The following is a 16,222-nucleotide window of genomic DNA, read 5'->3' as shown; positions in this document are numbered from 1 at the left end:
CCTTGATTTAGTTAAGGTACATTTCTTAGGTATTTTTCGCCTTAGGGCGAAAACCGCAATAAGGCTCCTAAATTTTCTCCAAGGCTTCAAAAATTTTTAACGGAGCCTTTTTCCTATACTGAAGAAAAAGAAGGCTAAAGAATGCTATTCACGTTTTTTATTTGGGAAACTGGCCTACTTTTTAGAGCTGTAGTAAAACAAGCGGGCGCCGCAGCGGTGGGCAGCGGAGGCCTGTATCCGACGAGTGTAACTAGAGGAATGCACAAGCGCAGCGGTTTGCTATCCGCAGGATAAGGCGTTTGCGTAGTTTTCAAGGATCTAAAAATAAGCCTTGATCTTCCTGCCTGCCGACAGGCAGGTTGGTTCTTTTGCATCAAGGCAAAAGAAAGGGAAGATGAATTGAAGTTTGGGTCATTATTTTTACCTACAGGCTGCGATTGCTCCCGATAGTAAATACTGTGGCTACTCCTAGACACGCGATATAATTCTCAAACTATATTGGGACAAGCAGAGCGAGAACATTGGGACAGGCAGCGCGAGAAAAACCCAGAATCATAAATCAGAAATAACAAACAACAAGAGGCCAATTGCTCACTGAAAACTGCCACTGCTTACTTTAAAAAGTTACTTGACTGCGCTCTGGATGACTCCAGATTTTTAGTTTAAGGTTCTTCATAAGAAAGTACAAAAAAGCGTATCGGTACTGAAACATTGATTCATAGAAGTAATAGAATGTTGAGGTTTCTGCTACTCGGTAGTAAACTGCCAAAAATCACCTACACTTTCTGAAAACTCATCAGCGCTGTCTACCCTCCAAGTATAAGTGGTTCCAGGAGCCACCTGAATGGTATATTCACTTGCAGTCAGATTTTCGGCTATACGGGTCATTGTATTAGATCCCGTTCTCATGTATACCGTATACGTAAGCTCATCTCCGTCTAGGTCCACTGTTTCCCAATCGAGTTTTATTTCCTGTACATCTTTGATTAACGTATGTGGTAAAGGATAAATACATTTTGCTGTAAAAGGGACATAGTTTGCTGTAGCATCACCTTCTACGTAAAATGCGTTGGTTTTAGTATAAGAGCTCTGATGGTCATTAGAGTCCTGAGCCCTTGTTCTCCAATAATACGCGATTCCTTTTTCTAAAGTTAAGGGGAGTGTATGCGCGTTTACCGTTCTAGATTCTACCAAATTAGTAAAAGAACGGTCTGTGGCAACTTCAATAGTATAGGTTACAGCATCATCCTCGGGATCTGTTACTTCAGACCACTTAAAAGTGAGTTCAGCCCCAATACAGAGTAAATTATCAGTGGGATAGATAAGTTCAGGCACAGGAGGAGCTGCATTTGCAACAGGTTCCTCGGGCTTCTCAGAATCATCTGGACTGTCTGGAGAACAGGATGCCAAGAAAATGAGTATAGCAAGACCAATTAGAATCCTCATTGTTTAATTAGTTTAAAGTTTTGTTGTTCCTCACCATCTATTTTAAGCAAGTATACTGCATCAGGTAGATCGCTAAGGTCTATATTCAATTTATGGTTAATAGGTGTTTGCTCAAAGCTTTTAAGCAATAAACCGGCACTGCTGTAAACATTCAACTTCACTTGTTTCTTATTAGAAAGCATTGCGTTGACCAAGTCAAGTGTAACAGGTCCTGAAGTTGGATTGGGGTAAATTAAGGCTTGCTCATCGGTATAGATATGCGCTTCAAATGAAACAGCACAGCTACCATTAGAAACAACCTCGAGATAGTCACCTGTTTTAGCATTCACAGCGACTACCTCTTGAAGGGTACGAGCAACTTCTTTACCGTTAACAAAAATGCTATACGGTTTTGTACCGCCCTGAATAGCAATTTCAACTTGATCTGTAGCTTGCTTAGATACTTTTGTTTTCACGCTAAAAGCTTCGGGTTCCCCAACTTCCAACCAATAACAGGATTCTGCCTGATCTATAGTGCGAATAAGACATAGGCTGTATCCCCCCGGACTTAAATTTTCTATAGTTACATTTTTATTGAACTCTTCTATGGTCAGCGCATTGGTGTTAAGATTTTGTATTCTAATGGTATGCTCCAATTCCAGATCGATACTCACGCTAATACGGCCATTGCTTTTACCTCGGCAGGTGGCATCAAAAACCTGAATTACAGGAGGAGCAGATGCTGTTATAGTAACCTCCAAGTTATTTGTAAATCGATTACCGGTCACTGTATCGGTTTCTATTACCTGAACTATACCAGTACCAGAATTACCCCAGTCTATTTCTACCGTATGTTGAGCAGGTTTTATACTTATAGCACCTTCTGTAAGCCATTGATAGGAAGCTCCGGGTTTAGGTGTTATCGAATAGGTGTGGGAAGGAGAGAATTCTACAACTTCATCAGGCCCGTTGATCGCAGGAGCGTCACCCGTTACTTCTTGAACCTTTATTTCATAAGTCTGTTTTTTTCCTATAGTACAGGCTGTGTATGGCGTGATGCTCAACTCATAAACTCCCGGTGAGTCCCACGTAATACGCGCAGTATTGTTTTGATAATACAGTTGCTGACCACCAGAAATTTCCCATATATAGGATTGATTTTCCTCTTTTATAACTGAATAACCCGTAGTACTATCTACCTGAACTAAAGTTGGTCCTTCTATATATGCTGGTGCAACCGGAGGCTGATCTGAAGTGTAAGCTTTAAATAAATCCGTGTCACCGCCTGTAAAATAAAAAATACCATTATCTACCTGATACTGGTGAAAATCTTCTTGCAACAGTAGTTTATCCTGCCAGCTATAACCACCATCATTACTTACATATAGGTGTTCTCCATCTGAAGCATACCATTCCAGTTCTGATTTAGCATGCAAAAATTCAACGCTCCAGCGTATGGTGGTTGGAATGCGTTCCCAGTTGATGCCTCCATCAAGCGTTTTATAAATAACACCTCTATCTGAACCTACAATGGCAAGGTCTGTATTATACATTGCTGCAGAACGTAAAAAGCTGCTTTCAGAATCTGTAGTGATTGTTGACTCAGTCCATGTGTTCCCGCCATCTTTTGTAATCAATAAGTCATTAAAGCCTAATATGATTCCATGGTTTGAATCTAAAAAATGTGCTTTACGGATATAAAAGCCCTCAGGATAAACTTCGGTATAGGATAAACCACCGTCAGAGGATTTGTAGATACTTGAAATTTCACCCCTACCTACCAAAATAAGCTCGTTATCATTAATTATGTGTAGTATTTCGGTATTTTCTTTAGTGGGTACCACAACCCAGGTTTCTCCCAAATCTGTACTCTTAAACAGATTTTCATTACCTTGTAGAAACACGGAATTTCCTGCTATTTTAATAGCGCTGAAATAGTAATCTTCAGGCATATTCGTTTTTTGCCACGTAAGACCCCCATCCTGAGTGATGTGAATTCCGTTTTCTGATGCGTGAAAACCTAAATCTTCGGAAAAATCACTCACCGGATAATCATCTGAAGAAAAAAGTTCTGATGTGATCTGCCAATCTGTACCGGTCTCTTTATAAGCAATAACGTTGCCGGAATAATAATTACTTTGACCAACCATCAACATACGTTGCTGGTCTTCAGATAGCGCAATGGCAAGTGGTGTTAGTCTATAGTTATCATACTCAACAGACCAGGTTTCACCACCGTCTTCAGTTTTGTAAAGCTTACCATCAATTGCAACATAACCGCTGTTTTCTGAATAAAAATAGAGGCTTGTTGGAGCTGATTCGATTGCATTATTAAAAGTCCAGGAGCTTCCGCCGTCATTAGAGGTATAGATATTGCCTTTATTGTCGAATAACAGACCTTTTTGATCTGTAGTAAAATGTATGGCTACAAACTTCCTGTTATAGGATTCTTCCAGATTTAAATTAACTGTTTCCCAGCTTTCACCGGCGTCTGTTGTTTTCCATATGGTGTTAGGGGCGTTACCGCAAAGAAAACCCATCTGATCATTCAAGAAAAAACCTGCGGTTGCTCCATTGTAATTATTTAGAACCACACGCCAGTTTTTACCCCCGTCTGTGGTTTTATATACGGGGGATTCATTCCCAATTATAAAACCAGTTTGTGGGTTGATAAATAACATATTAGTACCATAGGGATACGTGACGGACGGGTTTTCTAAACTGGTCCAGGTTTCCCCTTTATCAATAGTTTTTAGCAGCGTTCTTTCTCCAAGTGCATAGCCCGTTTTATCGCTAACAAATTGAAGCTTCAATAATCTGGAAAAGGCTTTATGTTTTATTTGGGACCAGCTGAGCCCACCATCATAGCTTTTTAAGATCATTCCATGACTGCCTATTGCTACGGCCTCAGTTTGATTTATATAGATAATGTCTCTTAATTCGTAACTGATACTTTGGCTAACTAAAGGGCAGGATTCTAAATGGATAGTTTGGGGAGCAGCGGCTTCTACGTTTAGAACCAGTACTCCTGTGGTCAGATCATTAGTATCTTTATGTTTAGCCTGAATTCTAATGCTTAGCGTATTATTTAAAGTAGCATCAAAATCAGTTTTGTTTGTTTGCAGTTGGTTGTTCTCAATTTGGAACGAAGCATTATCGTGGTCTCCTTCTCCAGATATTAGTGTATATATGTAATCATCACTATTGTCTAAAACGCTAAGAAAGCCTATAACACTTCCTAATGGTGATTGATCAGAAAAGCTATGATTTGATATCGCTATTGAATCTGGTTTAAACTGAATTTCTTTTTTTAAACTTGCTAAACCTTCATTATTGGAAGCTCTTTCTTCAGTAGTATAACTGCTAAGGTTAATTGTAAATTTAGGATGTTGAGTGTCGTTGCTGTAAAGCGTGAGCAAGCCTTTTTGAAACCCACTTTTAGATGGAAAAAACGAAAGATTAAATATCCCCTTTTTTTCGGGAGCCAATTCTTGTGGAAAATAGGCCTGTTGTACAGAATTTAGGCTGAGGTTTTCACCATTTAAATAAAATTCGCCTCCGGTAATTTCAATTTTAGAAAAGCGTAAAGGTTTGAGCCCCTTATTGTGTATCGTTAAGGGAATTAGGATTAAACTGTCTTTTTTAGCATTAAAATACAGTTCTTTACCTTTATCAACATATTGCCCTTGGATTTCAACTTTTAGTAAAGCACTACCTTCTGTGCTATATAATAGCTTACTATGGGTATAGGTTGAGGTTTGTTGTCGTACTTTAAAATATACCTGTTCACCGTCAGAATGCATAAAATATTGTTCACCGGTGGTATCTCGTGTTAGGCTTAGTATAGAATTTTTCGTTGTGTTAGCGTCTGTTCCGTCAGAAGACCATATATTTAAGCCACTTGAGAAATAAAGCAGGTCGTTTGCCTCTACAAAACGAGAGTCTACGTCTACAGGTATAATGCGATTGGCAGATACGGGTACTGTACCTTCTGCTGTACCGTCAGACTTCATGAGGTTATAAGAGTTACTCTCCCCGCCGTTAAAGTAAAGTTGGTTTTTGTAGGAAGTAAAGTTTGAAATTTCGGAACCAGAAAGATGTCGTTTCCAGTCGTATGATTTTAATACAAGCGTATTTTCAGGAGTGCCATCTGTTTTCCATAGCTCATTCGAGTAATTGCCAGATCCATCTTCAATGGTCATCGAAAAGTAGACCTGATCGCCCACTTGTATAAAGTTCTTAATGTCAATATTCCCATATTGCTCCTGAGCAAAATCCTTAAGGCGAACAATTGTCCCGGATTCAGGTAAGCGGTAGAAATGTATTTCCTGATTGTATGTAGTATGGGTTATAAAATAGAGCTCGTTGTTAAAACTATTTAAGTAATTCACAGATAAATGCTCATCTATCTCTTTTACAGTTACTTGGTTTGTAGCACTATCATATTCATATAAAAAAGAACTTCTTGAATTTCTAAAGTACAATTTATTATTAGCAACGGTCAAGTTTCCAAATGAAGCCGTTGTATAAGGGCCTAACTCGTAAACCAACACTGTCCCTTCTGCAGTACCATCAGTTTTATAAAGGTTATAGCTGCCATTTATGTATTTATTGGTGGCAGTAAAATAAAGTTCATTGTTATATTGTGTAAAATTTCCGGGTTGAGAACCCACGCGGTGAGCCTCGTGAATATTTTTTACCATGATAGTCCCCGATGCAGTACCATCAGTTTTGTAGAGTTCTGAGCCTAGTATCCCATTGTCTGCTGAAAAATAAACAGACCCTTTAAAGACGAAAAGGTTAGCGGGATTGCTACTAGAGCCACCCTCATAAATATCTTTTACAAGTACGGTTCCTTTTTCGCTACCATCGGTCTTCCAGAGCTCTTTTCCATGTTCTGCATCTTGAGCTACAAAAAAAGTAATACCATCTATGGAAACAAACTCTTCAAAAGATTGAAATTCATAAACAAATCGCTGACTATAAGATAATACGGGTATTATAAGCGCTATAAATAAACACGCGTAGAGTTGTTTCATTAATAAAATTTGATGGTAGACTATACTAAAGTCTATAAAAATAGAAATTGTATTTTAATAACAGTATGTTTATATCGTATTTTAGTTTGGCTTTAAATGCTTATATAGAGATGATTAATTTTCTATTCTAATTGTTTTACTCGATAACCGAGATTTAAATGTTCCGAGGCTTGTCTCGAAGTGACACACCCTTTATTGGCGCCGCCAAAGGGTTTAAAACTCCGAGGCCTGCCTTTGTCGGCTCTTAGGTTTGCTTCATTTTTTATCGATGGAAAAAATGAACAGGAGTATGAATAAAAGTTCATTTTTTCAATTGATGTTCTGTTCATTTTCTTTACCATTACTAATTCGACTAGCATTTTCACATAGCACAACAGGTGCATTCCTCTCCCTGCGGTCGTCGGATGCAGAAAAGAAACGACGCCTTTTGGATAGGTGTTTTTTGCTATCGCAAAAACCGCAAGCGCATCCCTAAATTTCTTCCAAGGCTTCAGAAATTCTTAACGGGATGCACTTACTACACTGACCAAAAGGAAACTAAACCCTTCGGGTATGAGTGAATGTAACACTTTTTAATACACGCTGTCATATTGAACTCGTTTCAGCATCTCATCAGCTAGGCTTCTCTCCTAAAAGCTTCTTGACTGCGCTCGAAGTGACGTTAGCGTTGAATCTCTACTTTCGCATTTCAAACTGCAAACCGTAAACTGCCAACTGCAACTGCTGACTTCAAAAAAGCTTAGCGTTTAAGCGTAAAGTGATTTTTATAGATACGTCCGTTGCCTAAGTCTACCTCAAACCAATAATCTGCAGCAGGTAGGTTTTGGTTGGTGAAGCTGCCGTCCCAGCCGGTCTCTTGCGGACTCAGCTGTTTTAAGAGTTTGCCGTAGCGGTCAAAAATAAAGATCTGAGCATCGGGGAAGGCTTCAATACCTTCGATCTGCCAATAGTCGTGGTACCCGTCTCCATTGGGGGTAAATACTTTAGGATAGTCGACTAAAACCACTTCAGTGTTAGCCAAACCACAGCCGGCTTTATCGCGTACACTCACCGAATAAACACCGCCTTTAAGAAAGGGGAAATAATTAGAATCCTGATAGTCTTCACCGTCGATGCTATACTCAAAAACCCCATCTCCGGTGGCCGTTACTTCAATAAAGTTGTGGTCTGACCAGTCGGCAAAATCCACAGTAGTGATCGTTGGAGGAGCAGAGCGTTCTAGCGTAAAAGTGTAAGAGTTGGTACACAGAATACCGTTTTGGAGTTCGCCCACGGTAAGTGTGTAGCTGCCTTCATGTATCAGGTAGGCTTCTGGCGTTGAGGAGATACTTGTGCCTGCAGGATCTTCCCATTGCCAGAAGTCAAAGTGTTCCGAACGTGAAAGTTGTAATCCCGGTTCGTTATCACAGATCACAAAGCCTTCCTCTATGCTGAGTTGAGGGAGTTCATTAACCTTGAGATCGAGATAGGTTTCACTAAAGCAGCGCGCATTGTCTGCGTTTTCTACGCGTATGTTGATGCGTTGAGACCAGACCGTCGTATTTTGAAAGTTGGCAGACAGAGGAGTGGTCAATGCGTTACCCGATTCATCCGAATAACGCACTGTTAATCCGGTTTGAGAGCCTATCACTTCTTGTTCTATATCGGTCAGATCAAAACTGGAATACCCATTACCGGCATCACAAGCAAAGCGGGGCGCCGGTGTGTTGATTTGGGGTTGGGCGGAGGTGATCAGGTTTAAAGTCGTCTCCGCATAGCAACCCGATTGGGTATTGCTTACGCGCACGGTAAGGGTTTCATTATAGGGCTGGCTGTTGGTATAAGGATCAGGTAAGGGCCCGGGGAGCAGGTTACCCGAAGCATCATAATAGGTAACTTCCATTCCGGTTTGTCCTTGAAGCGCCAGGGTTTCAATCTGAGCGGTGTTAAAATACTCAGAGATACCGTCGTTGTTATCGTCACAGCCTATGAGGTCTGGGAGATTGCCAATGTTAGGGATCGCGCTTACTATAAGTTTGAAGTTAGTGGAAGTAGTACACCCGTTAAGCGTGTTGGTCACTTGCGCTGTAATGGTTTCCTCGTGGGGCACTTTATTGGTTAGTGTTTGTGGTAAGGGTTCTGCGAGTTGTTGACCATCTTCGTGTATCAGGCTGACTTCTAAATTAGGCTGACTTCCTACAAGATCGCTCCTTAAATTGGAGCTGTCAAAAGTGGTAATGCCATCGGTATCTGTATCGCAGAATACAAGATCCGCAATAGAATTGACCTGAGGTAAAGGGCTTATGATGAGATCAAAAGAGGTTTCTGAGTAGCACTGTGGATTATCGACGTTATAAACTTGCGCGGTTATAGTTTGTGTGTTGGGTGTAGTATTGGTAAATGGGTTGGGCAGGGGACTGGGTAGTTCGGTACCTGCTTCGTCTAAGTATTTAATTACTTTATTTGTCTGTCCGTTTAAGATTTGGTCTTGAACACTTGCGGTATTGAATGCGGAAGAAATACCTGTATTATAGAAATCTTCACAAGCTTCAAGGGGAGGGATAGGATTTGCTATGGGTTGGGCTGAAACTAACACCTCAAACGTACGGCTGTCGTCACAGCCCGCATCACCAGTAACCAAAACAGTGTAAGTACCCGATTGTGCAGGGGTTGCTGCAACAATTATTGGGTTTTGGTCAGTACTGCTATAACCGTTGGGACCACTCCATGTATAGGAAGTACCTCCCGATGCAGTAAACTGAATATCTTCCCCTGTACACAGATATGGAGTCGCTGTAGCTGTAATTGCTGATTCACAATCTTTAAATTTTACGAGAAAGCTGTCAGATATACCTGCAAAGGTTTCTTGGTGAACTCCTGTAGTAGCTATACCTACTATGCTGTGTGTATAACCTAACACGTGTATATCACCGAAGTCACTAATTTCAATATCTAAAGCATAATCGGGATTTTCTCCACCATAAAAGGTTGTCCATATTCGATCACCCATAGTGTCAAATTTGGCCATTAATACTAATCCATTTTTGTAAGTGGACGGAATTGGGTAACTGTCAGGAGTTGGAAGTGAAGGGCTCAGATTACTCGACCCACCGATTAAAAAAATATTATTATCATGATCTATTGAAATACTTTCAGCACTATCAGCCCCAGCCCCTCCGTAATAGGTGTTCCATATAACTTTACCATCTGTATTGAATTTAGCCAAGAATGCATCACTGCTTCCTCCAGAATTCGGTTGAAAGGCCTCATAGGTATTGAGATTACTGCCATTTGTTGTTCCGCAAATGATAACATCATCATTTGAATCAACTTTAATTTCATTTCCGAAATCATAGGAATGATCCCCGTAATACGTACCCCACATTCTATTTCCTACAGAATTAAATTTAGCTACAAATGCGTCTAAAAAAGAGGTGTTAAGATCGGCATGAATTTCTTGAAATGCCCCGGGGGTTACAATGTTCTCAAAATCTTCGGAGCCATACGCTGCTCCAATTAAATAAATATTTCCTTGACTATCACTATCGACGCCATTTGCAAATGAGCCGCCATAATAGGTTGACCAAATACGTTTTCCTTCTTTGTTGAACTTAATTAAAAATGCATCAGAATTATCGTGTCCTGTAACTTCAGGAAATTCTCTAAATGCACCAGGAGAAGCTATGTTCTCTTTACTGTGCGTATATCCGACAACATATAAATTGTTTGTAGAATCTGTATTCACACTTAAGCAATCATCATAAAATTCTCCACCATAATAAGTGCCCCAATCCCTTGTGCCTTCTGGTTTAAATTTTACAATTATCCCGTCAACATAATTTGATGAACCTTTGTGGAAGTCTTCTTGATGAGAACCTGCGGTTGCTACATTATCAGTTTTATTGGTGTTGCCAACCGCAATGATATAATCGTCGGTAGCTATAGCTATGTCTCTAAATTCTGAATTGTTGCCATAATATGTACTCCAGATAAGCTCACCTTGGGAAGAGAATTTTGAAAGATGGGCTACTGACGAATCTGTTTCGTTATAATAAGAGGATTGAAAACTGCCTGATGTCGCAATGTTGTTTTTACTTCTAGTATACCCGCAGATAATCACATTGGTTTTACTGTCTGATTGTACACCCCCTTGATATTGTGTCTCGAGCTCATTCCCCCCAAAATACGTTCCCCACAGCCTTACCGGAGTAGGGTCTATAATTAATGGCTTTTTGTAATGGAGTACATTTGTTACTTCAAAACCAAAGGTGTTGGCTGCCAATTGGGTGTAGCTTACCTGAACTTCCTGTTGTGCCTCATCATCTTGAATCCAGCTTTTAGGTATGGTTTCCTGTAAGATTCCCTGAGCAAGGCTGAGCTCAAGCCTATTGTTTTTTAAGGCTACCGGAGCACCTTTAATCTGCATTTTGATATCGGCAAGATTACTGCCCGGTTGTACTTTAAAATTGTATTCAACCGGTTTGCTTTGATCTTCAGGGATGATGAATTCCAGATCAATACCTCTGTAAAGATTTTTATAAACAATACGCTTGTAAAAAGGTACGTGGGTTATTCCTTCTTGACAATTAGGAACATTGTAATAGTTGTAATAAGCACTTCCTCGCTCGTATTCCTGAATTTTTATCTCGTTGCTGGTATCTAAAAAATCGATATCCACCCGATGAAAGGAAAGACTTGTCTGCACGCTGTCTTTGGGTTGAAACCGATTTTGAGGCTTGAATATATCCGTAGTATATCCTAACCAATCGAAAGGAGTAGCTTGTGTTTTGCGCTCATAGACATCATAGGAAAAGCCGGAAGCGCGCAATTGCACGTTAAGTCCATTGGTATTTAAAAGATAGCGTACGGCATCATTTGGAATACTATTCTGATCTACGACCTGCCCATAGTTTTTGATAAAGCCCTTATCTGGTTTTTTTAACGCGGCAGCCTTATGTTGCTGCGCTAAGGTAATGGTGGACAAGAATAAAAAGAGTGCGAGTAGTTTTGGTTTCATACACCTGTATAGCAGGAATTAATTTGTGTAAAATACTCATTTCTATCAAAACGTATAGGCCTATGCATTTAATTCTCTGAAAATAAGCCTAGTCTCTATAGCTATCGGAATCGTTTCTTTGGCATCAAGGCAAAAGAACAGAAATATGAATTGAAGTTTAGGTCATTATTTTTACCTATAGGCTGCGATTTCTCCCGGTGGTCGAAATGACTGTCTGTTTGAACACCAGTCAATAAAACCAAGTCTCCCTTCCGATAGCTATCGAAAGAGAGATTTAGAAGGATGTTTTAGTCTTTTTAACTACATCCTTCCCCAACCCTTCCTTTGAAGGAAGGGAGTTGCTTGATTGGTTTAAAATGGTATTTGGATGAACGTAACAAGCGATACGATTCCCAATCTTCATTGAAACAGGCAGCGTGGAAACATTGGGATAGGTCGCGCGACACTATTGATACAAGCGTCATGCTGAACGTGTTTCAGCATCTCATGAGCTAGGCTTCTCTCCCGATAGCTATCGGGATGCGCTCGAAGTGACATAGCATTATCTATTTGTATTTTGTAATTACTACTTAAATGCCAAATAATAAATCAGAAATAACAAATAGTAGCATAACAATTGCCAACTGCCTACTGTGACTGCCCACTGTAAACTGCCCACTGCCAACTCCTACCACCTACAGGAAAAATCCCCTTTTTTTAGAAAGTACTGAATTCTGTAAAGTAGATAGTATAGAGAAGTTTAGGTTTGCTTCTTTAACGAAATTAAAGGAACACCAAATCTATTATGAGAAAACAGTACTTCGCTTTTTTAACAGCAACAGCCTTAACCGCATTATCCTGTTCTGAAACTGCTTCAGACGAATTTGAAGAAGTGAATGGGGAGGTAGAGGCGCAATACATTACCTCTACGATCGTAACCTCAACCGCAGATGCTTCAGACCGTACGACCTTATTTTTAAGCTATGATGCCAATACCCGATTGACCGAAGTGTCTAACGGGGAGGATACCGACTATTTTATTTACGAGGATGATGACTTGGTTAATGTGACCGGTGAGAACGATAATCTAGATATTGAAGAACTGTATCAGTCGCCCTATAATGCATTTGAAGTGGGGGAAGTACGGGAGTATGATGCTAACGGAAATCCTAAGCGCATTGCTTTTTATAGTGAGGATTATGATCCTACAACCGGCACTACCATAGACAAGGAATATATGGCCGTGGTTACCTATGATGATGCGCCTAATCCGTATTTCTATACCTTGAAAGCTGCAGGCATCATAGACGTGCTTGACGGCGTGCAACTTCATTTGACCATGACGCCACAAGCTTCAGAAGTGGTAAAGGCTCGAGCGCTCTTGTTTAATAACAATCCTTCGCAAGTTGTATACTTTGATGAAAACGGCGATCCTTTATACGATATCAAGGTTGATTATTCCTATAATGACCTTAACTACCCAACCAACGCTACCATTAAGGCAACAAATTATGAGCATAACGGTGCAGTTGATTTTTATACTGCAGCCTTTAGTTATATAGACTAACAGCATCTTATGAAGAATATAAGATTTTTTAGTTTTTTGCTAATCGTTTTTATAGCGAATGGTTGTGAGGTAGAAGAGGTCGTGCCACCGGAAACAAATGATACGGTCTTTTGGGTAAATGATCTGACGGTTATTATGGATGAAAATCCAAAAAATCAAAGCGTACTAGGCACTATACAAGGCAATTCAGAACAGCAGTTGTTGTATGCCTATTTTTTAGAAGCTTCAAGTCCACAAGACGCATTGACTATTGATGAAAAAACGGGTGTCCTACAAGTTCGAGATTCATCACTTTTTGATTATGAGTTGTATCCTTCTATAACCGCTAAAGTTAAAGTGGAAGCTAATGCTGCGGCAGTGTTTTCTAATGTCGATATACAAATCAAAGATGTTTATGAATCGGTTTTAAATGCCGAAGGCTTTGAAGTAACACTTGAGGAAAATCCATATGGACAAACCTATCTAGGACAAATTGAGGCAAGCACCAATGATGGTGAATTGACCTTTGAACTTATCGAAGAAAGCCATCCCAATGCTATCGTTATTGATGCTGCAGGAGAGGTCCTCGTGAACGATAGTAGTTTGTATGATTACGAGATTAACCCTATGCTTACGGCAACCATCAGAGTTTCTAACGGAAGTATTTCCACTCAGGTTCAGGTGGTTATTCACCTGACTGACGTTGAAGAGCCACAGGCTGTTTATAGTATAGATTTTCGTGGGTTTAGCGATTATTACTATTGTAACAAAGAGCCAGACAATTCAAGCTATTTTTACATTGAAACCAGCAGTAGCGATGGTTTTTTAGGAGTAGGTGAATGGCTTGCCGGAAATGGGGTAGAGATCTCACAACGTTTTGAGAATATCACAGGAAATGAAATAAAAATAGATCTTTCTATCCCACCTTTTGATCCTGATTATATCGAACTTACTTTAGGAACGCATTTAGAGGGTATCTTTTTTACCGTTTACAAAGACCAAGAAGAATTGATGACCATTAGTGCAGAAGAACTCTTTGTTTGTACGGATTCGCAATATAGGTTAGTACTTCGCTATAATACCCAAAACGACACCTATGATATTGCCTACGATCAGCACGGTTATTAAAAGCGAAAGTAGCCCAGCAGGGCAGGAGAGGTTCTAGCGCATAGGCGGCAATACCACCCCGTCAGTTTCAACACACTCAGTGCGCTTGGCTGCCACCCCTCCTCAACGAGGAGGGGAACTGATCAAGTGGTATTTGGGTGAACGCAACACGCGATACGATTCCCAATCTTCATTAGGACAGGCAGCGCGGTAACATTGAAACAAGCGTCATGCTGAACGTGTTTCAGCATCTCATCCAGTGAGGCTTCTCTCTCGAAAGCTTCTCTCTCGAAAGCTTTCGGGATGCGCTCGAAGTGACAGACCGTTGTGTATTTCTATTGCAAACAGCAAATCGTAAACTACAAACGGAATACGGAATAAAAAACCGGCCTACTTTTTAGATCTGTAGTAAAACAAGCGAGCGCCGCAGCGGTGGGCAGCGGAGGATAGCCTAGCGTAGCGGTTTGCTATCCGCAGGCAAAGGCGGTTGCGTAGTTTTCAAGGATTTAAAAATAAGCCTAGACTTTTTTGTTTCTTTTTTGGGCGATGCAAAAAAGAAAATAGTATAAATAGAAGTATTAATTAATATTCTTTCCTTAAAGGCTGCTATTTCTCTAGCGAGTTAAAAGACTGTGCGTGCTCATAAACACGCGATACAATCGCGCGGTAACATTGATACAAGCGTCATGCTGAACGTGTTTCAGCATCTCATCCAGTGAGGCTTCACTCCCTTGAAAGCTTCTTGACTGCGCTCGAAGTGACAGATCGTTGTGCATTCTTACTTTGTACTTTAACGCTGAATAATAAATCAAAAACAATAAACAACAAAACAGCAAACTGTCCACTGAACTTTGTACTCAAGACAGTCTCTGTTCTATATTCTCTTATCTAACATCTAACATCTAACGTCTCAAGTCTCAAGTCTCACATCTCATACCTGAAGTCTACGCACCGCCTCTTCCAAAAGCGCCTCAACCTCTTGGTCTTGCGCGGCGAGGGCGTATTGATGGAGGTTTAGAGCTTGCGTTTTCAGGCTGTTGATTAAGCTTAAGCTGTCGTGTAGCTGCTGTGTAAGTTGAGCATACTTTTGTTTTCGGGTGGTAGACATACGTTTGGATTTAAAATATAAAAATAAAGATTAAGTACGTCAAATTATGACGGACTATCTTATCTTTGAAGAAACCTTCCACAGTATGAGTACGTACAAAAAAGCAGCCCGACTCGCAAAAATTATCAGCTATGTAACCCATAAACCCGGAATTTCAAAAGACCAATTGCTAGATGCTGTAACCGAATTCACCGGAGGCGAAGTATCTTCCCGAACGCTCGAGCGTGACCTCAAAACCATCCGGGAGGAGTTTTCTATTGATATTGTCTACGAGAGTGTTTCTAACGGATACCATGTAGAGCAACGCGATCAGGAAGCAGTCTACGAATTCTTAAAGCTTATCGAGTTTGCTAACGTAGGCCACTTGCTTAAAGAAGGGACTACTGATTTCAGCAAGCTGGCAGATATCGTACACCTGGACGATTCGTCAATCTTCCAAGGCATCGAGCAAGTCAAGACCATCGTGGCAGCGATTCAGCAACAGCAACAACTGAGCTTTGTACATATCAATTATTGGAATCAAACCACAAAGGAATATACCATAACCCCTTTACAAATAAGGGAATACCTGAACCGCTGGTATGTGGTGGGCGTTCCGGAGGGAGAAGACGAGATCCGAACCTTTGGGATCGACCGGATACAAGAGCTTCAAATCAGCGGACCTACCCTAGTGAAGCGTACGGACTTTGAAGACCAACTCGGCCAATTTGCTAAGATTGTTGGTCTCAACTTTAATGAGGGGGCTGCTCGGCCTCAGAAGATCCGGCTGAAGGTGTATCATAAACACCTCAAGTATTTACAAAGCTTACCTTTGCACCGCTCTCAAGACATTCAGTATGAAAAGAATGCGGAATACGGCACTGTAACCTATTTGCTGATTCCTAACTACGAGTTTAAAATACAACTCCTTAAAATGCACAGTTTTGTGATCGTTGAAGAGCCACAAGAATTGCGTGAAGAGATTCAGCACATGATGCAAGAGGCTTTGGCGCACTATAAATAAGTTTTACCACCGACGTAAA

At 40.5% G+C, this 16,222-nt stretch carries 7 protein-coding genes; 3 read left to right on the top strand and 4 right to left on the bottom strand.

The features are described from left to right. Window positions 1-747 precede the first annotated feature (747 nt). The 3 genes from HCN54_RS09815 to HCN54_RS09805 all read right to left on the bottom strand — a co-directional run bounded on the left by HCN54_RS09815 (window position 748) and on the right by HCN54_RS09805 (window position 11,460). Window positions 748-1,446, bottom strand: coding sequence for a hypothetical protein (locus tag HCN54_RS09815; protein ID WP_167597644.1), 699 nt, complete (start codon window positions 1,444-1,446; stop codon window positions 748-750). Further along, window positions 1,443-6,464, bottom strand: coding sequence for an ELWxxDGT repeat protein (locus HCN54_RS09810; protein WP_167597643.1), 5,022 nt, complete (start codon window positions 6,462-6,464; stop codon window positions 1,443-1,445). Before HCN54_RS09810 ends, HCN54_RS09815 begins: the two co-directional genes overlap by 4 nt. A 739-nt stretch (window positions 6,465-7,203) precedes the next feature. Continuing rightward, complete coding sequence (locus HCN54_RS09805; protein ID WP_167597642.1) at window positions 7,204-11,460, bottom strand: T9SS type B sorting domain-containing protein; 4,257 nt, start codon at window positions 11,458-11,460, stop codon at window positions 7,204-7,206. Window positions 11,461-12,244: 784 nt separating this feature from the next. Here HCN54_RS09805 and HCN54_RS09800 point away from each other — a divergent pair. Next, a complete protein-coding gene (locus HCN54_RS09800) occupies window positions 12,245-13,006 on the top strand; it encodes a hypothetical protein (RefSeq protein WP_167597641.1) in 762 nt (253 codons plus the stop codon). Window positions 13,007-13,015: 9 nt separating this feature from the next. Then, window positions 13,016-14,113, top strand: a complete 1,098-nt coding sequence (locus tag HCN54_RS09795) for a cadherin repeat domain-containing protein (RefSeq protein WP_167597640.1) — start codon at window positions 13,016-13,018, stop codon at window positions 14,111-14,113. 910 nt (window positions 14,114-15,023) lie between these two features. Here the strand turns inward: HCN54_RS09795 and HCN54_RS09790 are convergent. Further along, a complete protein-coding gene (locus tag HCN54_RS09790; protein ID WP_167597639.1) occupies window positions 15,024-15,200 on the bottom strand; it encodes a hypothetical protein in 177 nt (58 codons plus the stop codon). 46 nt (window positions 15,201-15,246) lie between these two features. Here HCN54_RS09790 and HCN54_RS09785 point away from each other — a divergent pair, with 46 nt between their 5' ends. Continuing rightward, complete coding sequence (locus HCN54_RS09785; RefSeq protein WP_167597638.1) at window positions 15,247-16,203, top strand: helix-turn-helix transcriptional regulator; 957 nt, start codon at window positions 15,247-15,249, stop codon at window positions 16,201-16,203. Window positions 16,204-16,222: the final 19 nt, after the last annotated feature.

The sequence above is a fragment of the Leeuwenhoekiella sp. ZYFB001 genome, assembly GCF_011784865.1.
GTDB lineage: Bacteria > Bacteroidota > Bacteroidia > Flavobacteriales > Flavobacteriaceae > Leeuwenhoekiella > Leeuwenhoekiella palythoae.
Note: the sequence above shows the minus strand (reverse complement) of the source record. Positions and strands in the feature narration are given on the sequence as shown.

What these genes read in the sequence shown, in the direction of transcription:
- HCN54_RS09795 (WP_167597640.1), top strand. Translation starts at nt 13,016, where the DNA reads ATGAAGAATATAAGATTTTTTAGTTTTTTGCTAATCGTTTTTATAGCG.
- HCN54_RS09800 (WP_167597641.1), top strand. Translation starts at nt 12,245, where the DNA reads ATGAGAAAACAGTACTTCGCTTTTTTAACAGCAACAGCCTTAACCGCA.
- HCN54_RS09790 (WP_167597639.1), bottom strand. Translation starts at nt 15,200, where the DNA reads ATGTCTACCACCCGAAAACAAAAGTATGCTCAACTTACACAGCAGCTA.
- HCN54_RS09810 (WP_167597643.1), bottom strand. Translation starts at nt 6,464, where the DNA reads ATGAAACAACTCTACGCGTGTTTATTTATAGCGCTTATAATACCCGTA.
- HCN54_RS09785 (WP_167597638.1), top strand. Translation starts at nt 15,247, where the DNA reads ATGACGGACTATCTTATCTTTGAAGAAACCTTCCACAGTATGAGTACG.
- HCN54_RS09805 (WP_167597642.1), bottom strand. Translation starts at nt 11,460, where the DNA reads ATGAAACCAAAACTACTCGCACTCTTTTTATTCTTGTCCACCATTACC.
- HCN54_RS09815 (WP_167597644.1), bottom strand. Translation starts at nt 1,446, where the DNA reads ATGAGGATTCTAATTGGTCTTGCTATACTCATTTTCTTGGCATCCTGT.